The sequence below is a fragment of the Streptomyces boninensis genome (genome assembly GCF_048572725.1).
Classification (GTDB): domain Bacteria; phylum Actinomycetota; class Actinomycetes; order Streptomycetales; family Streptomycetaceae; genus Streptomyces; species Streptomyces boninensis.
In genome coordinates this window covers 7,495,188-7,519,009 of sequence record NZ_CP183837.1, presented here as the reverse complement: position 1 = coordinate 7,519,009, position 23,822 = coordinate 7,495,188, and the positions used below count along the sequence as shown (strand labels likewise).

The window sequence follows — 23,822 nt, the reverse complement described above, 5'->3', positions numbered from 1 at the left end:
TGAGTAACGCTGCCAAGACCCCCGCCAACGCCGCCGCCCAGGATTCCACCTTCATGAAGGCCTGCCGCCGGGAGCCGGTGCCGCACACGCCCGTGTGGTTCATGCGCCAGGCAGGGCGCTCGCTGCCGGAGTTCCGCAAGGTGCGCGAGGGCGTCGCCATGCTCGACTCGTGCATGCGGCCCGAGCTGGTCACGGAGATCACGCTGCAGCCGGTGCGACGGCACGGCGTCGACGCGGCGGTCTACTACAGCGACATCATGGTGCCGCTGAAGGCCATCGGCATCGACCTCGACATCAAGCCTGGCGTCGGCCCGGTGGTGGCGCGCCCGATCCGCACCCAGGACGACCTCGCGCAGCTGCGCGACCTGACGCCCGAGGACGTGTCGTACGTCTCCGAGGCGATCGGCATGCTGGTGCGCGAGCTCGGCTCCACGCCGCTGATCGGCTTCGCGGGCGCGCCGTTCACGCTGGCCAGCTATCTGGTCGAGGGCGGCCCGTCGCGTAATCACGAGCACACCAAGGCGATGATGTACGGCGCGCCGGAGCTGTGGGCGGCGCTGGTGGACCGGTTGGCGGAGATCACGTCGTCGTTCCTGAAGGTCCAGCTCGAGGCCGGCGCCTCGGCAGTGCAGCTCTTCGACTCGTGGGTCGGCGCGCTGGCCCCGGCGGACTACCGCCGCGCGGTGATGCCGGCGTCGGCGAAGGTCTTCGAGTCGGTGGCCTCGTACGGGGTGCCGCGCATTCACTTCGGCGTGGGCACGGGCGAGCTGCTCGGGCTGATGGGCGAGGCGGGCGCCGACGTGGTCGGCGTCGACTGGCGGGTGCCGATGGACGAGGCGGCGCGACGGGTCGGCCCGGGGAAGGCGCTGCAGGGGAACATCGACCCGGCGGTGCTCTTCGCCGGCCGCGAGGCGGTGGAGGCGAAGGCGGACGAGGTACTGGCGTCGGCGGCGGGCCTGGAGGGCCACGTCTTCAACCTCGGGCACGGCGTGCTGCCGACGACCGAGCCCGAGGCCCTGACCCGGCTCGTGGAGTACGTGCACGAGCGCACCGCGCGCTGACCGAAACGCCCCGGTACTAGCGCCGCTACGCCTGCCGGGGCGATTGACCCGCAACGTCCCCGCGCAGCAAGCTGCCCGCACTGCCGGAAGCCGCTCGTGGGGAGAGCCATGGGCGCGATCGGGACGACAAACGGTGCCGTGGGCGGCAACAACCTCGGCCGTCACAAGATCGACTGGGAATCCGGGGTCTGGGAGCGGCTGGACCGGGACGTGTGCGCGGAGATCGAGCGCTCCCGGCTGTGCACGAGGTTCCTGCCGGTCGCGGGGCAGACGATGTCGCCGCAAGCGCGCACCGTGCCCGCCGACGCCGTCGACAGCGCGCCCGAGGGCGGCGCGCTCTCGGTGCCCGAGGGCGAGGAGCTGCCGCTCGAGGAGCAGTCCGTCACCTTCGCGCTGACCAAGCAGCAGTACGAGTCCGAGGCCCGGATCGGCACCGCCCGCACCCTCGCCGTCCGGGCCACCAACCGGCTCGCGCGGCTGATGGACACCTCGGTCTTCCAGGACAGCCCCAACACCAGCCTGCTGGCCGCCGCGGAGCGCGTGAAGCAGATCATCGACGTGCCGCTGCGGGACGACGATGTGCCCGGCCGGTACGGGGAGCGCTACTTCGGCGCCGTCGCCCAGGCGTACGCCCTCCTGGAGAGCAAGGTGCACTACGGCCCGTACGCCCTGGTCTCGCACTTCGAGCCGTTCGCCGACGCGCATGCGCCGCTGGACAACACCCTGATCATGCCGGCCGACCGGATCCGCGCCCTGATGGACGCCGGCTTCTACGGCACCGGCACGCTGCCGCCCAAGACCGCCCTCATGGTGTCCACCGGCGGCAACACCATGGATGTCGCCATCGCGGTCGACGCGGTCACCGCGTTCACGCAGGAGGCGGAGAGCGGGCTGTATCGCTTCCGCGTCTACGAGCGCTTCACGGTGCGGGTGAAGGACCCCACCGCCGTCGTGCTGCTGCGGTTCGCCTGAGCCATGGCCGACGAGCTGAGCGAGCTGAACGGCTATCCGGAGACCAAGGTCTCCCCCGCGCTCTTCACCGAGAAGGCGGGCTGCAACACCGAGCTGCCCGGCGGCGAGGTGGTGGAGTGGTTCGACTTCGGGCAGTTCGTCGAGCTGCTCGCGGTGGACGAGGCGGGCTATTCGCATCCCGTGGTGCTGGCCAATGACGAGGCGCTGGCCCGCGCCGCCGGCGAGATGAAGAAGGACGACGGCATCGTCCTGCGCACCGTCGACGTGGCGGGCGGCATCCCGCTCGCCGACCTCGCGGACGCGGAGCACGGCGGCGGCAGCCAGGCGCTGGGGCCGCTGAACACGGCGCGCGAGCTCCCCGTCCCCGATGTCGACCAGGTCATCCGCGAGGGGAGGGTGGTCCACGCGGGCGCCACCTTTCTGCTGACGCTCACCCGGGACGAGGCGCAGGCGCTCGCGGACGGCGAGCGGATCGTACGGACCGCGCGGCTCACCGGCATGCCCGGTTCAGCAGGCGTCCGGGATGTCACCGTGCGGCTGGTGCCAGTGGTGTTCGACGTCGAGCTGAAGGACCTGGACGACCTGCTGGCCGACCGGACGGTGACGCTCGACAACGTCGGCCACACCCTGGCGCTTGAGGCCGCCGAGGTCGCCGCGCTGCTGGCCGGGCGGTCCGTGGTGGTACGGGTGACATCCGAAGGGAAGACGCGGCTCGTACGGCTGAAGCAGGCAGGTGCCGCGGTCGCCGCGCCGGAGGCTCCGCTGCGGCCCAAGAACGCGGAGGCGATCATCCGGGATCTGCCGGCGTTCCTGGCGAACCCGGAGGTCGAGGGGGACAACGGCAGGCCGTACCGGGTGCCGCTCACCAAGGAGGCCGTCAAGGAGCTGCGGTCCGCGGGCCGGACCACCATCCGGCTTCCCGGCCAGTCCGCCTTCGCCATCATGGTCGCCGCGCCCGTGATGGAGAAGTTCCAGCCCGCGGACGACGACTACCTCCAGCCGGACCGGGCGCAGCCCGGGCCCGACAGCGAGCCCGCGGACCAGCCGCAGCCCCCGGCCGAGACCGCCGCCACGGTCATCAAGATGACGGCGACCTCGAAGTCCGCGCAGGAATACTTCGGCAAGCTGATGAAGTCAGGGCCCGGGCTCAAGAAGGCGGACGACTTCCTCCGGGGCTTCGTTCCGAAGCCGCCCGCGGACAAGCCGCCGCGCCGGCCGCCGTTCCGGCTCCGGGTGGCGCTGTTCCTGCCCTGGCGGCAGACCTGGACGATGAAGGGCTTCAGCCGCGGCCGGATGCTGCAGTCGCTCGCCCTGGCGCCGCAGGAGGAGACGACGATCGAGCTGCACAACTGGGAGCGGCGCACCAAGGCCCTGGAGCAGTCGAGCGAGACGGAGACCGAGCAGACGGTCGAGGGCACGGACACCACCAAGGACACCAGCGAGTGCTACCGGGAGCTGCAGGCGCAGTCCGACTTCCAGTACCAGGTGGGCGGCTCGTTCAAGGCGACGTACCGGCCCGCCGCCGGCGAGATCGAGGTGGGGGCGAATGCCTCGGTGTCCGGCAAGAACGCCATCAACCAGATCGGCAAGAACACCCAGACGCGGCTGCACGAGGCGGTCATCAAGGCCACGACGAAGGTGCGCTCGCAGCGCACCACAAAGATCACCGAGACCCGGGAGTGGGGCTCCGAGCAGCGCGTCACCCGCAAGATCCGCAACCTGAACATGTGCCACACGCTGAACCTCGACTACTACGAGGTGCTGGCGCACTACGACATCTCGACCGCCTTCCTGCCCCAGGACACCAAGCTGTGCGCGATGGTCGCCAACCCGATCAGCGTGACCCGGTTCGAGGAGCACATCGTGCGGGTCAACGAGACCGCGCTCCACGACGGCCTCCTCGATCCGGCGCTGGCGGACGGATTCGAGGCGATCCGGCTGCTGGGCGCGTACAAGGAAGCGAAGCTGGAGCTGGCCGAGCGCAAGGCGGCGGCAGCGGAGGCCGCGAAGGTCGGCCAGGACGACAAGAAGGACGACAAGCCCGACCCGAAGCCGACCCGCCGGCAGGCGGATGTGCTCGACGCCCTCAGCAGCCTGCACAGGGCCGCGATGCTGTTCTTCAACCCCGGTTCGCCCGATCAGCTGCTCGGGCGCATCCGCGGCGACGAACCCATCGATGACGCGTCGCGGCAGGGCGCGCGGCGCTGGATGTACGAAAGGCTCGTGGTGGCGAAGTTCCCCAACTTCGCCGGCACGCTGCGCGAACTCGCCGCGGTGCCGAAGGATCCGCCCGCCGCCGAATCCTTCACCGTCCGCCTGGAGCTGGCCCGGCGGGTGGCCGCGGCGGTGCCGCCGCAGACCGGCAGTCCGCAGCTGGGCGGGCTGGGCGACCTGAGCGACCGGGAGAAGGAGGGGGCCGGGCTCGCCGCGAAGATCCACGCCCAGATGAATCTGCCCGGAGACTGGGCCTGGTGGACGGGCCGATGCCGCGAGGAGCACGTCTACACGCCCGACGACATGGGCATCCCCGCGGCGGCGCAGCGCCTGGTGGAGAAGCAGCTGGCGCTGGATGCCGCGCCGACCGTCGCCGACGAGGCGCTGGAGAAGGGCGACCAGCAGGCCGACAAGGCGAACCAGCGGCAGGACCAGCAGGCCGCCGAGGACGTGCTGGAGATGAAGTTCGGCCTGGAGGAGGTCGGCCGGGCCAGGGAGCGCAGCCAGACGCTGCGCGACCACCTCAATGAGCACCTGGATTTCTACCGTTATGTGCTCTTCCAGGCGCTGCCGCCGTCCGAGCAGCTGGAGCGGCTGATGTCGGGGTCCGGCGGGGCGCTGCGGGTGGGCATGTTCGAGCCGCGGGTGGTCAGCATGCACGGGCCGTATCTGGCGGTGCCGCTGCATGCGGATGGCGAGGACGTGGTCAGCGCGTTCCGCAAGACGATCGTGGAGCGCCTGAAGTCCATGAAGGTGTCGACCTCGCGGGTCATGCTGCCGACCCCCGGTATGACCATCGACAGCCGGCTGGGCAAGTGCAGCGCCGCGGAGGGCTTCATCGAGAAGAGCCGGGAGTACGAGCTGCGCCGGCTCGCGGCGAACGCCAAGCAGGCGGAGGCGGAGGCGGCCCGGCTGGAGGCCCGGGTGGCGGCGAAGCAGCTGGGCGACCCGGGCTGATGGCGCGTCCGGACGAGAGCGAGCTGCCGACGGTGGGCGCGGCCGACCTGCCGCCGGGCCTGGCGCCGCCGGGAGTGCCGCCGCTGCAGCGGCTGCCGCTGCTGCCGTTCCCGGCCTCGCTGCCGGTGGTGCCGGAGCCGCAGGTCAGGGAGCAGCAGGACCTGTTCACCGCCGGTCCGCCGGCCGCGCCCCGTGGACCCGACCCGGAGGCCGCGCCGGATTTCCCGGGCGAGCGGCCGTACGTGGAGCTGCGGTTGCCGGGCGAGGCGGTCCCGATGCGGATCAGGCATGACCCAGCCGTGGTCGCGGAGCTGGTCGAACTCCGCTATCGCATGGGCGGCTGGCCGGCCGTGGACGAGCTGATGACGGCGGCCCGCCGGGCAGTGGCGAAGGCGGCGGTGCGCGGGCGGCGGCCATCCGGCGTCCGCGGCAGCCGGCACGCGGAGGCCGAGTGGCTCGTCGAGATGCTGCGCGCCGCGCGGACCGCCCTCGGCCCCCGGCTCCGCAGGCCGCTCGTCGAAGCGGAACTGCTGGGCCGCACCGAGGTGTTCCGCCGCCTCGACACGTCGGTACGCGGCCTCGCGGCCCACCTCGCAAGGCTGGCGCCAAAGGGCCCGTACGCGCGCTACGGCAACCAGAAGGCGCTGGACGACCTCACGCCTGAGCTGCTCGCGGCGCGGTTGAAGGACGAGCCCTGGCGGCCGGACGAGACCTGCCCCGAGTTCGTACAACTGCTGGCCGTGATCGCGGACCTGGACAAGGCGTGGAAGTGGGCGGCGCAGGTGCGGGCACGAGAACAGGCCGCTGTCGTGGCCGCGCTCGCCGCGCAGGCCCGCTCGGCGGTGGAGAGGCAGCGGCGGCCGGGAGCTGACGGCCCGGTGCTGCGGGAGGTCCGGGACTTCGTCCGCTTCGTGCAGACGGCGGCCGACAGTTTCTCCGGCAAGCAGCAGACCACGTCCGCCGCGCCGAGCGCCCTGCTGAAGACTCTCACCCTCGCGGAGAACACCGAAGTCCGTGCCACCCAGACCGTATTGGCGACCGAGGCCGCGGTCTGCGCCGCTTTCCCGCTCGCACGGGCGCTGGACCTGCGGGCCCTGGTGGGAGCGGACGCCGAGCGGGTGGCCGACGCCTGCGCCGAGACCGCGCTCGAGGTGGTGAAGGACGCCGCCACCGTGGCAGCCGAACTGGGCGCGCGACCCACGTCGCTGCAGCACATGCTGGACGTCCGGCCCGACTCGGGCACCGGCGCGGAGTCCGCCAGGGACTGCTTCTGCTACCCGGTCGCCGTCTATGAGGCGCTGCGCCAAGCCGGGTACCAGCCCGGCTCGCTGGCCTGGTCGGCGGCCGGCGAGGTGATGCGGGCACGCGGCATCCCAGGGGCGTACGAGCAGCTCTGGAGCGCCATGGACCAGGCGGTCGGGATCGGTTCCATCGCGTTCAAGCGCCTGAATCTCATCGGGTCCGCCTCCAGCTTCGCGCTGTCGGCCTGGGAGGCCTACCAGCGGACCCGCTGGTTCAGCTCGCAGTCCACGGCCTGGAACGCCGTCCTCGATCCGGCGCTGCGGCTCATCGAGGCCGAGCCCGGCCTGGCCAGGGTGGCCGCCGCCTACGGCATGGCGTTCGCCGATCTGGTCTTCCTGCTGCTCGACCTTGTCCCCCAGCTCGCCGCGGCCAAGGTGGCGGCGACCGCGACCGCGCTGGCGGCCGCCGCGGCGGCGGCCGAGGCGAGCCCGTGATGGACGACCGCGCTCTTGGCACCCTGATCATGACGGCCTGCAAGCGGACCGGGGCGTTTCGCGGCCCGCGCATCGCCTCCGCCTGGGGGCGGGCGTTCGCCGGCCCCGCCGCCCTCGATGTCCTGCACATGAACCTGCGCTACACCAAGGTCGAGGACGTGCTGGCGCGGGGCAGCCTCACCCTCATCGCGGACCAGGCCGCGCACCAGCGCGGGGTGCTTCATTCGCTCATCGAGGACACGAAGGCACTGAACCGCAGGGGGGATCTGAATCCCGGGGACGCGACCGAGATCATCAGAGACGTCGCCACGACGGATGCCCAGCTCGCCGCGCTGGAGCGACGGGCCGCACGCGGCGGGGCGGGCGACATCGTGCCCGAGAGCGTACGCAGCCAGGCGCTGAAGGTCCTGCAGCCGGAGCCCTCGGCGCTGTTCCGGGGCGTGAGCCTGCCACGGCTCGAGCAGAGCGTGGCGGCGGCCGGCCGGGCGGGCAATCCGGTCATGCACCAGCACCTCGAACGCGCCTTCGCGGGCGGCCCGTTCGCCGATGGGGTGTGGATCCAGCGGCTCGCCTATTACCTCACCACCGTGCGCGGGAAAGGCTCCCACGCCAAGGTCATTTCGCAGCATCTGGAGGAGATGCTCGGCGTCTCGCACGCCGCGCACCGGAAGGTCATCCACGATACGAGCGGCATCCTCCGGGAGCACGGCCTGGAGCCGGTCGAGATGCTCAGCGGTGGCTGGCTCTTCAACGCCGAGGGCGCCGCCGGCCGGAAGGAGTTCCGCGACGGGGGGCTCCTGGGGGTGCTCCGGCGGGGTGCGGGCCGCGGCCTGGCGGGCGAGGCGGTGCTGGCCGTCCACTACGAAGCCAGGCAGGCTCAGCTGCTGGCCGAGGCCGCCTGGTCCGCCGCGGCCCGGCAGCTGGCGCTGGAGGACCTGCCGTACGACGCCGCCCTGAGCGCGGCCCTGCAGCAGGCCGGCGGGCAGGTCAGGACGGCGCGGGCGATCGAGAAGGGCCAGTTCTTCATGACGGCCGACGGATCGTTCTTCCGGCTGCGCCCGCTGCCGAAGGAACTCGTCACGCACGTGCTGGCACGGCCGTACCTCCTGCCACCGGAGTACGTGCAGATGGCCGCCGGGCGGGGCGCCAATCTGGTCCAGATCGTCACGGAGTTCGACAGCCGGCAATTGGCAAGCTACGCGAACCCGCTGGTCCGCAGGCTGCTGCTGATGCTGATGCTCTGACAGCAACGGGCGGGTGGGTGGATACAAGACCCAACCACCCGCCCAACGCAGGCTTACTGCGGAACGCTCGCCAGGCCCGGCGCCAGGAACCGCTTCCCGGTCACCCGCTCACTGACGCCCTGAGCGTCCAGGTACGGCGTAATCCCGCCCAGGTGGAACGGCCAGCCGGCCCCCGTGATCAGGCACAGGTCGATGTCCTGAGCTTCGGCGACGACGCCCTCGTCGAGCATCAGACCGATCTCCTCGGCGATCGCGTTCAGCGCCCGCTCGCGCACCTGCTCCTCGGTGAGGACCACATCCCCGACCTGGAACAGCGCAGCCACCTCGGGGTCGATCTCCGGCTTGCCGGAGTCGTAGAGGTAGAGGTTGCGCTTGCCGGCCTCGACCACCCGGCCGAGGTTCTCCGACTGCCGGAACCGCTCCGGGAAGGCACCGGCCAGCGTCCCGGCGACGTGGTTCGCGACCGCAGGACCGACCAGGTCGAGCAGCACGATCGGCGACATCGGCAGCCCGAGCGGCGCGAGCGCACGGTCCGCGACCTCCACCGGGGTGCCCTCGTCGACGGCGCCGAGCACCTCGCCCATGAAGCGGGTGAGGATGCGGTTCACGACGAACGCCGGGGCGTCCTTGACCAGCACCGAGGTCTTCTTCAGCTTCTTCGAGACCGCGAAGGCGGTGGCGAGGGACGCGTCGTCCGTCTTCTCCGCCCGTACGATCTCCAGCAGCGGCAGCACCGCCACCGGGTTGAAGAAGTGGAAGCCAACCACCCGCTCCGGGTGCTTGAGCTTCGCGGCCATGTCGGTCACCGACAGGGACGAGGTGTTCGTCGCGAGAATCGCCGTCTCGGGGACGATGTCCTCCAGCTCGGCGAAGATCTTCTGCTTGAGACCGAGCTCCTCGAAGACCGCCTCGATGACGAAGTCGGCGTCGGCGAAGCCGGCCTTCTTGTCCAGGGAGCCGGTGACCAGGGCCTTGAGGCGGTTGGCCTTGTCCTGGTTGATACGGCCCTTGAGCAGCAGGATGTCGATCTGCTCGTGGACGTAGCCGACGCCCTTGTCGATGCGCTCCTGGTCGATGTCGGTCAGCACGACCGGCACCTCGAGCCGCCGCACGAAGAGCAGCGCCAGCTGCGAGGCCATCAGGCCCGCGCCGATGACGCCGACCTTGGTGACGGGACGCGCCAGGTTCTTGTCCGGCGCACCCGCCGGGCGCTTGGCGCGCTTCTGCACCAGGTTGAAGGCGTAGATGCCGGCGCGCAGCTCGCCGCCCATGATGAGGTCGGCGAGCGCGGTGTCTTCGGCGTCGAAGCCCGCCCGCAGGTCGCCGCTCTTCGCCGCCGCGATGATGTCCAGCGCCCGGTACGCGGCCGGCGCCGCCCCGTGCACCTTCGAGTCGGCGATCGCGCGCCCGCGCTCGACGGCCTGGTCCCAGACCTCGGAGCGGTCGATCTCGGGCCGTACGACCTCGACATCGCCCTTCAGCACCGACGCCGTCCACAGCAGCGACTGCTCAAGGAAGTCCGCGCCCTCGAAGAGCGCGTCGGCGATGCCGAGGTCGAAGACCTGCTTGCCCTTGAGCTGCTTGTTCTGGTTGAGGCTGTTCTCGATGATCACGCTCACCGCACGGTCCGCGCCGATCAGGTTCGGCAGCAGCGCGCAGCCGCCCCAGCCCGGCACCAGGCCGAGGAAGACCTCGGGGAGCGAGAAGGCCGGGAGGGCCTTCGACACCGTGCGGTACGAGCAGTGCAGGCCGACCTCGACGCCGCCGCCCATGGCCGCGCCGTTGTAGTACGCGAAGGTGGGCACGGCCAGCCCGGACAGCCGCTTGAAGACGTCGTGGCCGCCCTTGCCGATGGCGAGGGCATCCTCGTGCCGCTTCAGCAGCTCGACGCCCTTGAGGTCGGCGCCGACGGCGAAGATGAACGGCTTGCCGGTGACCCCGACGCCGACGATGTCGCCCTTGGCCGCCTCGGCCTCCACCTGGTCGATGGCCGCGTCGAGGTTCGACAGCGACTGCGGGCCGAAGGTGGTCGGCTTGGTGTGGTCCAGGCCGTTGTCGAGGGTGATGAGCGCGAAGCGCCCAGCGCCGCCCGGCAGATCAAGATGACGTACGTGCGCCTGCGTCACGACCTCATCCGGGAAGAGCTCCGCGGCGCCCTTCAGAAGTTCCTTGGTGCTGCTCACTTGCCCTCCCAGTGCGGGTTTTCCCAGATGACCGTGCCGCCCATGCCGAAGCCGACGCACATGGTGGTGATGCCGTAGCGGACCTCCGGCTGCGCCTCGAACTGCCGCGCCAGCTGGGTCATCAGCCGCACGCCGGAGGAGGCGAGGGGGTGGCCGAAGGCGATCGCGCCGCCGTACTGGTTCACCCGCGGGTCGTCGTCGGCGATGCCGTAGTGCTCGAGCAGCGCCAGCACCTGCACGGCGAAGGCCTCATTGATCTCGAAGAGGCCGATGTCCTCGATGCGCAGCCCCGCCTTGGCGAGCGCCTTCTCGGTGGACGGGATCGGGCCGAAGCCCATGACCTCCGGCTCGACGCCCGCGTAGGCGTACGACACGAGGCGCATCTTCACCGGCAGCCCGGCGGCGCGGGCGAAGTCCTCACCGGCGATCAGCGAGGCCGTGGCGCCGTCGTTGAGCCCGGCGGCGTTGCCGGCCGTCACGCGGCCGTGCGCGCGGAACGGGGTCTTGAGGCCCGCCAGGTTCTCGAGGGTGGTCCCCGGCCGCATCGGCTCGTCGGCGGTGGCCAGGCCCCAGCCGGTCTCGCCGCCCTCGGGCGACGTCCGCCGGATGGAGATCGGCACCAGGTCCTGCTGAATGTCGCCGTTGGCGTACGCCTTGGCGGCCTTCTCCTGCGAGCGGACCGCGTACTCGTCGGCGCGCTGCTTGGTGATCGTCGGGAAGCGGTCGTGCAGGTTCTCCGCGGTCATGCCCATGAACAGGGCCGACTCGTCGACCAGCTTCTCGCTCACGAAGCGCGGGTTGGGGTCCACGGCCTCGCCCATCGGGTGCCGGCCCATGTGCTCGACGCCGCCGGCGATGGCGATGTCGTACGCGCCGAAGGCGGTGGAGCCCGCGACCGTGGTCACCGCGGTCATGGCGCCCGCGCACATGCGGTCGATGGAGTAGCCGGGCACGGACTGCGGCAGCCCGGCCAGGATGCCCGCCGTACGGCCGAGGGTCAGGCCCTGGTCGCCGATCTGCGTGGTGGCGGCGATGGCCACCTCGTCGATCGTCGCCGGGTCGAGGTTCGGGTTGCGGCGCAGCAGCTCACGGATGGCCTTGACGACGAGGTCGTCGGCGCGGGTCTCGTGGTAGATGCCCTTGGGGCCCGCCTTGCCGAATGGGGTCCGGACGCCGTCGACGAAGACGACGTCCCTGGCGGTACGAGGCACGGGCTCTCCTCTGGGGGTGGTCGGTAGATGCGGAAACTACCGCCATGCTACCCACCGGTAACCAACGTGCCCATAGCTGCCGCCCCGCGCGCCGGATGGCACGCGTCACATGGCGGACTTCCGGCCCACCCCGCCGTACATCGCCACCTCGTCCGGCTCGCCCCACTGGGAGTCCTCTGGGCGCCAGCGGGAGCAGGTGACGACGCCCGGGTCCAGCAGGTCGAGGCCGTCGAAGAAGCGGGTCACGGCCTGCGGCGAGCGCTGGGTGAGCTTTGGGGTGCCGTGTTCGTTCCAGAAGGCCACGGCGGCGTCCACGTCCGGCATGTCCGGGCTGGTGATGGTGTGGGAGAGGACCAGGTGGCTGCCGGCCGGGAGGGCGTCGAGGAGGCGGTGGACGGTGCCGTAGGCCTCCTCGTCGTCCTCGATGAAAATGACGACGCCCAGGAGGATCAGGCCCACCGGCTGAGACAGGTCGAGGGTCTGCGCGGCACGGTCGAGGATGCCGTCGACGTCGCGCAGGTCCGCGTGCAGATAGTCCGTGCGGCCCTCGGGGCTGGAGGTCAGCAGCGCGCGGGCGTGGGTGAGGACCAGGGGGTCGTTGTCCACGTACACGACCCGGCACTCCGGCGCCGCGCGCTGGGCGACCTCGTGGGTGTTGTCGGCGGTGGGCAGGCCGGTGCCGATGTCCAGGAACTGGCGCAGGCCCGCCTCGGCCACCAGGTGGTGCACCGAGCGGCCGAGGAAGAGGCGGTCGGCGCGGGCGTAGTCGCCGATGCCCGGGTGCAGTTGGCGGATCTGGTCGCCGGTCTCGCGGTCGACCTTGTAGTTGTCCTTGCCGCCGAGCCAGTAGTTCCAGATCCGGGCGGTGTGCGCCCTGGTCGTGTCGATCGCGGGCTGTGACACCGCGCCCTCCCCAGCAAGATCGCGTCACCTGTCGGGCGCCAACTTACCGCAGCGGCACGGGCCTTGACCCGCCGCGGTCAGGCCGCCCGCCACTGCTCGCCGCGCGACTGCAGCAGCTCCAGGTCCGCGTCCGTGAGGCCGTCGTGGTTGGCCAGGTCGCGGGCGCTGAGGGACAGGTTGTTGTGGACGGTGATGTACGGGCGCAGCCGGACCGGGCCGTTCATGCCGGTCTCGCGCTCGTGCGCGGCGAAGACGTCGGTGTCCTTGCGGTCGACCCGGTCGCCGAAGAGGCGGCCGAGGCGGACCGGCGGGGCGCCGTAGCTGGGCACCACCCACAGGTCCCACAGGTCGTGGCCGCCCTCGCGGTGCGCCTCCGCCAGGGGATACGGCAGCTCGAAGGCGATCGCGCCCTCGCCGAGCGGCTGCGCCATGACGTCGAACTCGTACCGCTTCCCCTTCCGCGACCTGGCGATCACCGCGCACAGCTCCCCGGCCCGCGCCCGCCCGTGCAGCGTCGCGAAGACCCGGAAGGCGCTGGCCTCGGGCGTCACCGAGGTCACCTCGGCATGGCCCGCGCGCAGCCAGGTCCGTACGGCCAGAAAGCCGTCGCTGGTCGGATACGGGATCCACTGCGCGACCTCGGCGGTGCCGGGCGGCGGCGGGGTGAGGGCGAGCAGGTGCTGGGTCTCCACGAGACCGGCGCGCAGCCGCCGCGGCCCCGCGCGCTTGCCGAGGTCCAGGTAGCAGTCCCAGCGGCCCTCGGCGAGGCGGTGGGCGCCGCGGGCGACGGTGGCCTCGGCGTACCCGTCGGCGGCGGGGCGCTTGGCGAAGGCGACGCGGATCTCCTCGGCCGGCTCGCCGCGGCGGCGGCGCAGCACGATGCCGCGGGCGCCCTCGGGGAGGCGCTTCGCGGGCAGCCGGAAGACCAGGTCGCCGGTGCCGCGGGCGACGCGGCAGCCCGCCTTGGGGCGGGCGGCCTTCTTGGCCGGGACGGGGGCGCGCAGCCCGGCGGCGCGCAGCAGGCGCCCTGCCTGGCGGCGGAGGAGGCGGTAGAGGGGGACGGGGACTGGGGCGAAGGGCTGGGCCTGGCCGGGCGCGAAGGCGGGGGCGGGACGCGGGATCTCAGGGGCCGCGGGCTCCGAAGCCGTCGGCGCCGCCGGACGCAGCAGCGCGAAGAGGTCCTCATAGCGCTCGGCGATCCGCTCCGGCAGGTACTGCCGCGCCTTCTCGCGGGCCTTGTCGCCCATCGCGCGGCGGCGGTCCTCGTCGTCGATGAGCTGCAGCAAAGCGTCCGCGTACGCGTCCACCACGCCCTCGCCCATCGGGACCAGAACCCCGTCCTGCCCATGCGTGATGATCTCGCCGGGCCCGTAATCACAGTCCGTGGAGACCACCGGCACGCCGCAGTGCATCGCCTCGACGATGGTCATGCCGAAGGACTCGCCGTCGGACGAGACGGCGGCGATGGCGCCCTTGGCCCACTCGGTCTCGATCGGGGAGTGCGGGCCCATCAGGAAGACGTTGTTGTGCAGGCCGAGCTCGTCGATGCGCTTCTCGATCGCGGCGCGCTTGCCGCCGCGGCCGTAGATCCGGAGCGTCCAGTCGGGGCGCTGCGCGGCGACCTTGCCGAAGGCCTCGACCATCCGCTCGTACCGCTTGACCCGGATCAGCCGGCCGGCCGCGACCACGACCTTCGCGTCGCCCGCGGCGGGCTCGACGGCGGGGGCCGGGGAGCCGTTCGGGATGCACTGGATGTGAGTGTCGATGGCGCCGAGCGCCTTGCGGTACGCGGCGGCGTCGCCCTCGGAGACGGTGATCCAGGCGTCGAGGCCCGCGATGGCGGCGTTCTGCGCGGAGCGCACCGGGTCGCGGTGCATGGCGTGGGTGAGGTGCTCCTGGCCGATGCGTATGAACCGGTCGTCGCCGAACTCGGCGAGGCAGGCGACCAGGACGGGCCGGGTGGCCACGACCACGTCGGCGTCGGTGCCGCGCAGATACTGCTGGATCCGCACCTCGCTGAGCAGCCCGCCCTGCCCGCCGGCGCCGTGGGCCGGGCCGTCGCTGGGCATCAGGGTGCGCTCCTCGCCGACCAGCGGGTGGTTGCCCTCGTAGCTGGGCTGCGACTTGCGCAGGTCGACGAGGTCGACCACCTTGACCTTCCCGGCCAGCGGCAGCGCCGGACGCTTCGCCGTCCTGTGCACGCTGACGATGGTGACGTCGTGGCGCTTGGACAGCGCGCCCGCGAGATTGAACGTGGACCGTATGGTGCCGCCAATCCCGTAAGCGTTGTACAGCAGAAACGCGATCTTCAACTCGAATCCCCTCCGTGGTGCGTACGCCTCACGCTTTGCACCTTTCCGCCTCCGCGGAAGGGACATGCCGCGCAAAAGTCCCGAACCCTCAGGACCAAAGTCCCTAGTAATCGGATACATCACGGTTTTTTGCGTCTCGTTTACTTTGTTGTCTACCGTGCCCCAGGTGACAGAAGTGAGCCGACGTACGCTGCTGGGCAGCGCAAGTGTCCTCGGAGCCGGCCTCGCCGTGAGCGGCGGCGCCTGGGCGGCGCGCGGCGGCGTCAGCCGCAGGCCCGCCCCCGACCCGGCCCCTGCGGCGGCCGCCGCCCGCCGGCTGCTCCCGGCGCACGCCGACCAGCTCACCTTCGTGCCCCTCGCAGAAAACAGCGACCGCTTCACCGTCCGCGGCTCCCGCGGCGCGGTCGAGATCGCCGGCACCACGCCCGCGGTCATGCTGACGGGGCTGCACTGGTATCTGAAGTACGCCTGCGACGCGCACATATCCTGGTCCGGCTCCCAGCTGGACCTCCCCCGCACCCTCCCCGCGCCGCGCTCGCCGCTGGAGCGCACCGCCACCGTCCCCGTCCGCTTCGCGCTCAACGACACCCACGACGGCTACACCGGCCCGTACGACTCCTGGGCGCAGTGGGAGCGGACCCTCGACATCCTCGCCCTGCACGGCTGCAACCAGATCTTCGTCACGCCCGGCCAGGAGGCGGTCTACCACCGGCTCCTGAAGGAATTCGGCTACTCCGACAACGAGAGCCGCTCCTGGATACCCGCGCCCTCCCACCAGCCGTGGTGGCTGCTGCAGAACCTGAGCGGCTACGGCGGACCGGTATCGCCCGGGGCGCTGGCCCGCCGGGTCGAGCTGGGGCAGCGGATCGTACGGCGGCTGCGCGAGCTGGGCATGGCTCCGGTGCTGCCGGGCTACTTCGGCAGCGTCCCCACGGACTTCGCCGGCCGCAACAAAGGCGCCGCCACGATCCCCCAGGGCACCTGGAACAACCTCCGCCGCCCCGACTGGCTGGACCCGCGCACCCCGCTCTTCCGCGAGGTCGCGGCCGCGTACTACCGCCACCAGGCCGAACTCTTCGGCCCCGCCGACCACTTCAAGATGGACCTCCTGCACGAGGGCGGCCGCCCGGGCGACGTGCCCGTGCCTGACGCCGCGCGCGCGGTCGAGCAGGCCCTGCGGTCGGCCCGTCCGGGTGCCACCTGGGTGATCATCGGCTGGCAGAACAACCCCACGCCGGAGCTGCTCAGCGGCGTCGACACCGACCGGATGCTGATCGTGGACGGCCTGTCCGACCTGGACGGCACCACCGACCGGGAGGAGACCTGGGGCGGCACCCCGTACGCCTTCGGCACCATCCCCAACTTCGGCGGCCGGACCACCATCGGCGCCAAGACCCACCGCTGGACGGAACGCTTCACCGCCTGGCGCGACAAGGAAGGCAGCGCGCTGGTCGGCACGGCGTACATGCCGGAGGCGACGCACCGCGACCCGGCGGCCTTCGAGCTGTTCAGCGAGCTGGCGTGGCGGGAGGAGGCGGTGGACCGGGCCGAGTGGTTCACCGCGTACGCCCGCTATCGCTACGGCGGCCAGGACGCGGGCGCGGCGGACGCCTTCGCGGTGCTGCGCGAGACGGCGTACGAGCTGAACACCACCGACGGCCGCCCGTACGAGTCCATCTTCACGGCCCGCCCCTCGCTGACGGCCGGCGCCAACACGTACGACGGCGCCTTCGACCAGCCCGACTTCGACGCGGTGCTGACCGGCCTGCTGACCATGCCGCCGTGGCTGCGCGACTCCGACGCCTACCGCCACGATCTGACCGACGTGACCCGGCAGTGCCTGGCGAACCGCTCGCGGCTGCTGCTGCCGCAGCTGCGGGCCGCGTACGAGCGCGGCGACCTGCGCAACTTCCGCCGCCTCGCGACGCTGTGGCTGCGGCTGATCCAGCTCAGCGACGAGATCACCGGCGCGCACGCATCCTTCCTCCTCGGCCCCTGGCTGCGGCAGGCCGCCCGCGCGGGCACCTCGCGGACGGAGGCCGCGGACTTCGAACGCACGGCCCGGGTGCTGCTGACCACCTGGGCGGGCCGCGCCGCCGCCGAGGAGCTGGCCGACTACGCCGACCGCGACTGGCACGGCCTCCTCTCCGGCCTGCACCTGCCACGCTGGCGCCGCTTCCTGGACGAGCACGAGGCGGCCCTCGCCGCGGAGCGGGAGCCATCGCCCATCGACTGGTACGAGCTGGAGGCCGCCTGGACCCGGGACCGGACCGCCCATCCGGTACGCCCGGTGGCGGACGCGTACAAGGTGGCCACGCGAATCCGCGACGTCCTCGCGGCGGCGCCCTTCCAGGGCCGGATACGGGTGACAACCGCGCCGGAGCCGCTGCCACCGGGCGCCAAGGGCGAGCTGCGCGCCACCTTCCGCAACGAGAACGGGCTGGCGTCGACGGGCCAGGTGGACATGCAGCTCACGGGCCTGAAGGGGGTGCCGGAGCAGGTCCGCAGGGTGGCCGACACGGTCGACCCGGCCGGCTCCACCAGCGCGACCTGGACCCTCAAGGCCCCGTCCGGCGCCCCAGACCGCCCGCTGCTGCCCCTCCCCTACCAGCTGCGGACGGGCTACGGCGCGAACGCCGGCGACCGCATGTCCCACCCGGTGCGCGGCGCGGTCTACGTCGGCCGTCCGGTCAGAAGCGCGGGGCTGCGCACGTACAGCGGCGGCGGTGACGCGGTCTTCGGCGAGGCGGAGGACGGCCGGCTCGGCATCGCGGGGGCGGGGCGGGACTTCTGGAAGGGCAACGAGGAGTTCGGCGCCATCTACCGGGAGGCCGCGCTGGGGCCAGGCGGCACGGCGACCGTACGGGTGGATTCCCAGGAGCGGACGGCGCATTGGGCCCGGGCCGGGCTGCTGATCCGTAACGACATCACGCACGCGGCCGGCAAGGGCCTGGTGACCCTGAGCGTCACCCCGTCCAGAGGCGTGGTCCTCTCGTACGACTCGGACGGCAACGGCTCGGCGAACAAGTCGGTCCGGGTGCCCGGGATTTCCGCCCCGGTCACGCTGCGGCTGCGCCGCGACGGCGATACGTACACGGGCGAACTCTCGACCGACGACAGCCGCGGCTGGCGCCGCGTCGGGCGGGTGCGGGTGCCGGGATCGGCCCGCCGCCAGGACGCCGGGGTGTTCATGACGGCGGCAAGCGGCGGGACCGGTGTGCGCGGACTGGTGGAATTCGCCGAGTGGCGGGTCTAGCGCCTACTCCTCCCTGTTGCGGCGGCGGGCCACCAGCTTGGTCAGGGCCAGCCCTGCCATGAGCAGCGTCGTGGCGGCGACGATCGAGCCGAGCGTGCTGACTCCCGTGGAAGCCAGGGCGGCGCCTCCGGCGCCTGCGGTTCCGCTGGAGGCGGCGTGTCCGTACAAGCGATCTCTCCTTTTCTCCTGACCCGGCCACGCGGGATCTACGTGGCCATCCACCGCTCCCGGCGCCTGAGCACCATGTCGTACAGGGAGCGGAAGTACACGAAGTGCTGGAAGAGGTCGTAGACCAGCTCCACCACGATGAGGGCGGCGAGGAGTTGAGCCCGCAGGCCCGCCTTGCGGACCGTGAAGACCTTCTCCGCCATGAAGATGAGGCCGATCGACGCCCAGAAGGGATCGATGCTCGGCGTGCCGAACAGCACCAGAATCAGCGCCATCAGCACCAGATAGAGCAGCAGCGCGATGCACGAGAAGCCCATCATCAGCTGCCGCAGCACATAGGGTGCGGTCACCTTGGTCAGCCCGTACTCCCGCAGGTTCTCCAGCGCGCCGCGCTGCCAGCGGATGCGCTGGTGCCAGAGCTTGGGGAGATTCGGCATGACCTCGGTGACCACCTCGCAGCCGGGCGGGGAGACGGTGCGGTAGCCGAGCGTCTTGATGGCCTTGGTCATCTCGTCGTCCTCGGTGAGGGAGACCAGGGAGTAGTACGAGGTGCCGTCCCCGACCCGGCCCGCCAGCCGGCCGCGGCGCACCTCGCGCAGGACGCCCACCCGGAAGAGGGTGCCGGTGCCGGTGAGCACGTCGGCGCGGTTGCGCTTGCGCTTGATGTCGTCGGCGTAGCGGTGGAACTCCATCCGCTGCAGCATCCCCAGGAGGCCGCCGCCCTCCTCGCCGTGGAAGATGCCGCCCACCGCCGGGACCTTGCGGCTGAGCACCGCGCGGGCGGCGCCGATGAAGGTGGGGGCTATGACCGTGTCGGCGTCCTGGATCAGGATCAGGTCGTCCGGGTGCAGCTGCGGGACGAAGTACTCCAGGGCCTGATTGAGGGCGCCCGCCTTCTTGTGGGTGTTGCCGTACGTCTTGAAGACCTCGGCGCCGTCGGCGTATGCGATGTCCTCGGTGGCGTCGGAGCAGTTGTCGGCCACGACGACGATCCGGTCGGGCCGGTGGTGCTGGGCCCGCAGTCCCGCGATCGCGGCGGCGATCCGCGCTGCCTCGTTGTGAGCGGGAATCAGGGCGATCACCGTCTGTGAGGCTGAGGTCCGCGGTCCCATGCGTGCAGTGTTGCCAGTCGGGGTGGGTGGTTAAGTGCGATCAGCCGCCTGATCACACGCAGAGGTGAGGTTGAACAGAAGTCTTGACGTGAAAGGCTGGCGCCATGTCGGACTCCGCACCGCTCCCCCTCCTCGTCGTCGACGCCGCCAACGTCGTCGGTTCCGTACCGGACGGGTGGTGGCGCGACCGGCGCGGGGCGGCCGAGCGGCTGCGGGATGCGCTGGTGCCGTACGGCGAGGAGGGCGTGTCCGGGCTCGCGGCGCCGGTCGAGGTGCTGCTCGTGGTCGAGGGGGCGGCGCGGGGCGTCGAGACCGTTCCGGGCGTACGGGTCGTGGCCGCCGACGGCAGCGGGGACGACCGGATCGTGGAGCTGGTGCGGGAGGCGCGGGCGGAGGCCGCCTCCCGCGAGGTACTCGTCATCACCGCCGACCGCGAGCTGCGCGAGCGGGTGCGGGCGCTGGGCGCACAGGTCGCGGGACCGCGGACGGTCCGTCCCCGCTAGAGCCTGCTCCCCAGCCGGCTGTTCCGCCGCCCGTACGCGAAGTACACGACGACGCCCAGCGCCATCCACACCCCGAACCGCAGCCACGTCTCCGCCGGCAGGTTCAGCATCAGCCACAGCGACGCCAGCACCGACAGCGCGGGCAGCACCGGGACCCACGGCGCCCGGAAGCCGCGCGGCAGGTCGGGGCGGGTGCGGCGGAGGATCACGACGCCGATCGCCACCACCACGAAGGCGAAGAGCGTGCCGATGTTGACCAGCTCGGCGAGCTCGTCGATCGAGGTGAATCCGGCCACCACCGCGACCACGAGACCCAGCAGGAGCGTGGACCGGTAGGGCGTGCCGAACCGCGGGTGGACCTGCGAGAAGAAGCGGGGCAGCAGCCCGTCGCGGCTCATCGCGAAGAAGACCCGGCTCTGGCCCATCAGCAGGATCAGGCAGACCGTCGTCAGACCCACCGCCGCGCCGAAGCTGATCAGGCTCGCCCAGAAGGGATGGCCCACCGCCTTGAACGCGTCCGCGAGCGGCGCGTCCGTGGTCAGTTCCGTATACGGCTGCATGCCGGTCACCACCAGCGACACCAGGACGTACAGCAGCGTGCAGATGGCAAGCGAGCCGAGGATGCCGCGCGGGACGTCGCGCTGCGGGAGTTTGGTCTCCTCCGCCGCCGTCGCCACGATGTCGAAGCCGATGAAGGCGAAGAAGACCACCGCGGCGGCCGCGAAGATCCCCATCACGCCGAAGCTGCTCGGGGTGAAGCCGAAGAGCAGCTGGACCAGCGGGGCGTGGATGCCGCTGCCGCCCTCGGTCGGCTTGGAGGGCGGGATGAAGGGCGTGTAGTTCGCGCCCTTGATGAAGAAGGCGCCGGCGATGATCACCAGCAGCACCACGGTCACCTTGATCGCCACCACGACCGCGGTCACCCGGGACGACAGCTTCATGCCCGCCACCAGGACGAGGGTGATCGCCACGACCAGCAGCGCGGCCAGCAGATCGAAGCCGAACACCCCGTCATGGGTCCCGGACAGCTGCTGCGGCAGCCCGATGCCCGCCGAGTCCATCAGCGACCGCACGTACCCCGACCAGCCGACCGCGACCACCGCACAGCCGAGCGCCAGCTCCAGCACCAGGTCCCAGCCGATGATCCAGGCGGGCAGCTCGCCCATGGAGGCGTACGAGAAGGTGTAGGCGGAGCCCGCCACCGGCACGGTGGAGGCGAATTCGGCGTAACAGAGCGCGGCCAGCGCGCAGACCGCTCCGGCGAGGACGAAGGCGAGCGCGGTGGCGGGGCCCGCCGTGTCACGGGCGATCGTGCCGGTGAGGACGAAGATGCCGGTGCCGATCACGACACCGACGCCGAAGACCGTGAGATCGAGCGCCGACAGCGACTTCTTCAGCTGGTGCTCGGGCTCCTCGGTGTCCTGGATGGACTGCTCGATGGACTTCGTACGGAACATGCTGCCTGGTCCGGGCACGGGCGCACCACCTCCGCCGGGAGGTTTCCCCTGGTGGAGGCGGTACGTATCGGAGCGGGGGTCCCGATCACCCGTACGGTGGGCGGCGGACGGGCTATCCCGCTGGATTACCGGTCCAGGCGCTCCTCGAGCCGCACCGAGACGGTGGCCCCGGCCTCCTTGCCGATCGCCCGCCGGAGGTCGGTCTTCACGGGCAGCTTGTGGGTGCCGTCGCCGAGCGCCATGAAGGAGCTGCGGAACGGCTGCCCGTCGATCGTCCCGCGCACCTTCACCAGCCCGCGGGTGCCGAAGAACTCGGCCGCCTCCGGCCAGACGAGATACGTCCAGCCGCCTTTGGCGTCGCTCTTGACCAGCTGCGCGGTGAAGGTCTTGTCGAGGTGGGTGCCCATGGTCGCTCTCCCGTTCTGCGGGGCGGGGCGGCGGCCTGGTGCCGCCGCCCGCGTCAACAGGTGAGACCGGACGCCGGAGGCGAAATCATCGCGGGCGTGCTCAGTCGCGTACCGGCGCCTCGTCCTGCTCGCGGGCCGTCGGGAGGCCGTCGAGGCGGGCGACCAGGCCGGTGACCTGGCGGGCGATGGCGGGGGCGGTCAGGCCGATCTCGGCCATGACCTCCTTGCGGGTGGCGTGGTCGAGGAAGCGCTCCGGGATGCCGAAGTCGCGCAGCGGCAGGTCCACGCCGGCGTCGCGCAGCGCCTGGGCGACGGCGGAGCCGACGCCGCCGGAGCGGACGTTGTCCTCGACGGTGACGACGACGCGGTGCCGCTCGGCCAGCGCGGGGAGCTGCTCGTCGACCGGCTTGACCCAGCGGGGGTCGACGACGGTCGTCGAGATGCCCTGCGCGTCGAGCAGATCGGCGATCTCCAGGCACATGGGCGCGAGGGCGCCGACGGAGACGAGGAGGACATCGGCGCTGTGGTCGGCGGTGCCCGCATCCGCGGCCGGCCGGCGCAGCACGTCCATGCCGCCGATGCGCCCCACCGCAGGGACGGCGGGCCCGACCGCACCCTTGGAGTAGCGCACGACGGTCGGTGCGTCATCGACCTCGACGGCCTCGCGGAGCTGGGCGCGCACCTGGTCGGCATCGCGGGGCGCGGCGATCCGCAGCCCGGGGACGACCTGGAGCACGGACATGTCCCACATGCCGTTGTGCGAAGCCCCGTCGGTGCCGGTGACACCGGCCCGGTCGAGCACGAAGGTGACGCCGCACTTGTGCAGCGCCACATCCATCAGCACCTGGTCGAAGGCGCGATTGAGGAAGGTGGCGTAGACGGCGACGACGGGGTGCACCCCGCCAGTGGCGAGCCCGGCCGCGGAAACGGCGGCATGCTGCTCGGCGATCCCGACATCGTAAATCCGCTCAGGGAACTCATCGGCAAACGCCTTCAGCCCGACGGGCCGCAGCATGGCAGCGGTGATGGCGACGATGTCGTCCCGCTCCCGCCCGAGCTTGACCATCTCGTCCCCGAAGACGGAGGTCCAGTCCTCGCCGGAGGCGGCGACGGGCAGCCCGGTGTCGGGGTGAATGACCCCGACCGCGTGGAACTGATCGGCCTCGTCCTTACGGGCGGGCAGATACCCGCGCCCCTTCTCGGTGAGGCAGTGCACGATGACGGGGCCCCCGAACCGCTTGGCCCGCAGCAAGGCGGACTCGACGGCGGTGAGGTCGTGCCCGTCGATGGGCCCGACGTACTTGAGACCGAGGTCCTCGAACATCCCCTGCGGGGCGATGAAGTCCTTCAGCCCCTTCTTGGCGCCGTGCAGGGTCTCGTACAGCGGCTTCCCGACGACCGGCGTCCGGTCCAGAAGATCCTTCGTACGGGCGAGGAAGCGCTCGTACCCCTCGGTGGTCCGCAGGGTGGCGAGGTGATTGGCGAGCCCGCCGATGGTGGGCGCGTACGACCGCTCATTGTCATTGACGACGATGACGAGGGGCCGGTCCTTGGCGGCGGCGATGTTGTTGAGCGCCTCCCAGGCCATGCCGCCGGTGAGAGCGCCGTCGCCGATCACGGCGGCGACGTGGTGATCAACCTTGCCCCGCACCTCATTGGCCTTCGCCAGCCCGTCGGCCCAGCCGAGGACGGTCGAGGCGTGGCTGTTCTCGATCACGTCATGCTCGGACTCGGCGCGGGACGGATAACCGGACAGCCCGCCCTTGGCCCGCAGCTTCGCGAAGTCCTGGCGCCCGGTGAGCAGCTTGTGCACGTACGCCTGATGCCCGGTGTCCCACAGCACGCGGTCCCGCGGCGAATCAAAGACCCGGTGCAGCGCGATGCTCAGCTCGACGACGCCGAGGTTGGGGCCGAGGTGGCCGCCGGTCCGTGCCACCGACTCCACCAAAAAGGTCCGGATCTCCGCAGCCAGCTGCTCAAGCTGCTCGGCGCTGAGGCGGTCCAGGTCGCGCGGTCCCTTGATACGGGCAAGCAGTGCCACCCGTTCCTCCTTGCTGTTCGAGCCACTCCGGCAGCCATCCCGGCGGGTGCCGATCCGTCGAGTCTAATCGTGCGGGCTGCGAGCT

The 23,822-nt window shown here is 71.6% G+C and carries 16 protein-coding genes; 7 read left to right on the top strand and 9 right to left on the bottom strand.

The window, feature by feature from the left end:
• The first annotated feature begins 53 nt into the window (after positions 1 to 53).
• From hemE to ACNNMR_RS34215, 5 genes are all read left to right on the top strand, one after another.
• The gene (hemE, locus tag ACNNMR_RS34235; RefSeq protein ID WP_420000581.1) at positions 54 to 1,061 is read left to right on the top strand and encodes a uroporphyrinogen decarboxylase; all 1,008 of its coding nucleotides are present in this window, start codon (positions 54 to 56) and stop codon (positions 1,059 to 1,061) included.
• Between the two features lie 108 nt (positions 1,062 to 1,169).
• A complete protein-coding gene (locus ACNNMR_RS34230) occupies positions 1,170 to 2,033 on the top strand; it encodes an encapsulin (RefSeq protein ID WP_419998570.1) in 864 nt (287 codons plus the stop codon).
• A 3-nt stretch (positions 2,034 to 2,036) separates the two neighbouring features.
• Positions 2,037 to 5,204, top strand: a complete 3,168-nt coding sequence (locus ACNNMR_RS34225) for a hypothetical protein (RefSeq protein WP_419998569.1) — start codon at positions 2,037 to 2,039, stop codon at positions 5,202 to 5,204.
• Positions 5,204 to 6,940: a hypothetical protein gene (locus tag ACNNMR_RS34220; protein WP_419998568.1), complete on the top strand. Its 1,737-nt coding sequence runs from the start codon at positions 5,204 to 5,206 to the stop codon at positions 6,938 to 6,940. Before ACNNMR_RS34225 ends, ACNNMR_RS34220 begins: the two co-directional genes overlap by 1 nt.
• Positions 6,940 to 8,184 carry a hypothetical protein gene (locus tag ACNNMR_RS34215; RefSeq protein WP_419998567.1) on the top strand — a complete coding sequence of 415 codons (1,245 nt, stop codon included), beginning with the start codon at positions 6,940 to 6,942 and terminating at the stop codon, positions 8,182 to 8,184. Before ACNNMR_RS34220 ends, ACNNMR_RS34215 begins: the two co-directional genes overlap by 1 nt.
• A 53-nt stretch (positions 8,185 to 8,237) precedes the next feature.
• On the opposite strand, the gene ACNNMR_RS34210 is transcribed toward ACNNMR_RS34215, so the two are convergent.
• From ACNNMR_RS34210 to ACNNMR_RS34195, 4 genes are all read right to left on the bottom strand, one after another.
• Entirely contained in the window at positions 8,238 to 10,367 is a 2,130-nt protein-coding gene (locus ACNNMR_RS34210; RefSeq protein ID WP_419998566.1) for a 3-hydroxyacyl-CoA dehydrogenase NAD-binding domain-containing protein, read from the bottom strand.
• Entirely contained in the window at positions 10,364 to 11,578 is a 1,215-nt protein-coding gene (locus ACNNMR_RS34205) for a thiolase family protein (RefSeq protein ID WP_419998565.1), read from the bottom strand. The genes ACNNMR_RS34210 and ACNNMR_RS34205 overlap by 4 nt, the downstream gene beginning before the upstream one ends.
• Positions 11,579 to 11,683: 105 nt before the next feature.
• Positions 11,684 to 12,481 (bottom strand): SAM-dependent methyltransferase, encoded by a 798-nt coding sequence (locus ACNNMR_RS34200; protein ID WP_419998564.1) that lies wholly within the window; start codon positions 12,479 to 12,481, stop codon positions 11,684 to 11,686.
• Between the two features lie 77 nt (positions 12,482 to 12,558).
• Complete coding sequence (locus tag ACNNMR_RS34195; RefSeq protein ID WP_419998563.1) at positions 12,559 to 14,793, bottom strand: glycosyltransferase; 2,235 nt, start codon at positions 14,791 to 14,793, stop codon at positions 12,559 to 12,561.
• A 166-nt stretch (positions 14,794 to 14,959) separates the two neighbouring features.
• On the opposite strand from ACNNMR_RS34195, the gene ACNNMR_RS34190 reads away from it, so the two are divergent.
• On the top strand, positions 14,960 to 18,049 hold the full coding sequence (locus ACNNMR_RS34190) for an alpha-N-acetylglucosaminidase (protein ID WP_419998562.1): 3,090 nt from the start codon (positions 14,960 to 14,962) through the stop codon (positions 18,047 to 18,049).
• A 3-nt stretch (positions 18,050 to 18,052) separates the two neighbouring features.
• Here the strand turns inward: ACNNMR_RS34190 and ACNNMR_RS34185 are convergent, their stop codons facing one another.
• The gene (locus ACNNMR_RS34185; protein WP_419998561.1) at positions 18,053 to 18,217 is read right to left on the bottom strand and encodes a hypothetical protein; all 165 of its coding nucleotides are present in this window, start codon (positions 18,215 to 18,217) and stop codon (positions 18,053 to 18,055) included.
• Positions 18,218 to 18,255: 38 nt separating this feature from the next.
• Complete coding sequence (locus tag ACNNMR_RS34180; RefSeq protein ID WP_419998560.1) at positions 18,256 to 19,299, bottom strand: glycosyltransferase family 2 protein; 1,044 nt, start codon at positions 19,297 to 19,299, stop codon at positions 18,256 to 18,258.
• 134 nt (positions 19,300 to 19,433) lie between these two features.
• Here ACNNMR_RS34180 and ACNNMR_RS34175 point away from each other — a divergent pair, with 134 nt between their 5' ends.
• Positions 19,434 to 19,832, top strand: a complete 399-nt coding sequence (locus tag ACNNMR_RS34175; protein ID WP_419998559.1) for an NTP pyrophosphohydrolase — start codon at positions 19,434 to 19,436, stop codon at positions 19,830 to 19,832.
• On the opposite strand, the gene ACNNMR_RS34170 is transcribed toward ACNNMR_RS34175, so the two are convergent.
• The 3 genes from ACNNMR_RS34170 to dxs form a co-directional block, all read right to left on the bottom strand.
• Positions 19,829 to 21,289, bottom strand: a complete 1,461-nt coding sequence (locus ACNNMR_RS34170; RefSeq protein ID WP_420000580.1) for an amino acid permease — start codon at positions 21,287 to 21,289, stop codon at positions 19,829 to 19,831. The genes ACNNMR_RS34175 and ACNNMR_RS34170 overlap by 4 nt on opposite strands.
• Positions 21,290 to 21,414: 125 nt before the next feature.
• Positions 21,415 to 21,696: a DUF1905 domain-containing protein gene (locus tag ACNNMR_RS34165; RefSeq protein ID WP_419998558.1), complete on the bottom strand. Its 282-nt coding sequence runs from the start codon at positions 21,694 to 21,696 to the stop codon at positions 21,415 to 21,417.
• A gap of 100 nt (positions 21,697 to 21,796) precedes the next feature.
• Positions 21,797 to 23,737, bottom strand: a complete 1,941-nt coding sequence (gene dxs, locus ACNNMR_RS34160) for a 1-deoxy-D-xylulose-5-phosphate synthase (protein ID WP_419998557.1) — start codon at positions 23,735 to 23,737, stop codon at positions 21,797 to 21,799.
• Positions 23,738 to 23,822 lie beyond the last annotated feature (85 nt).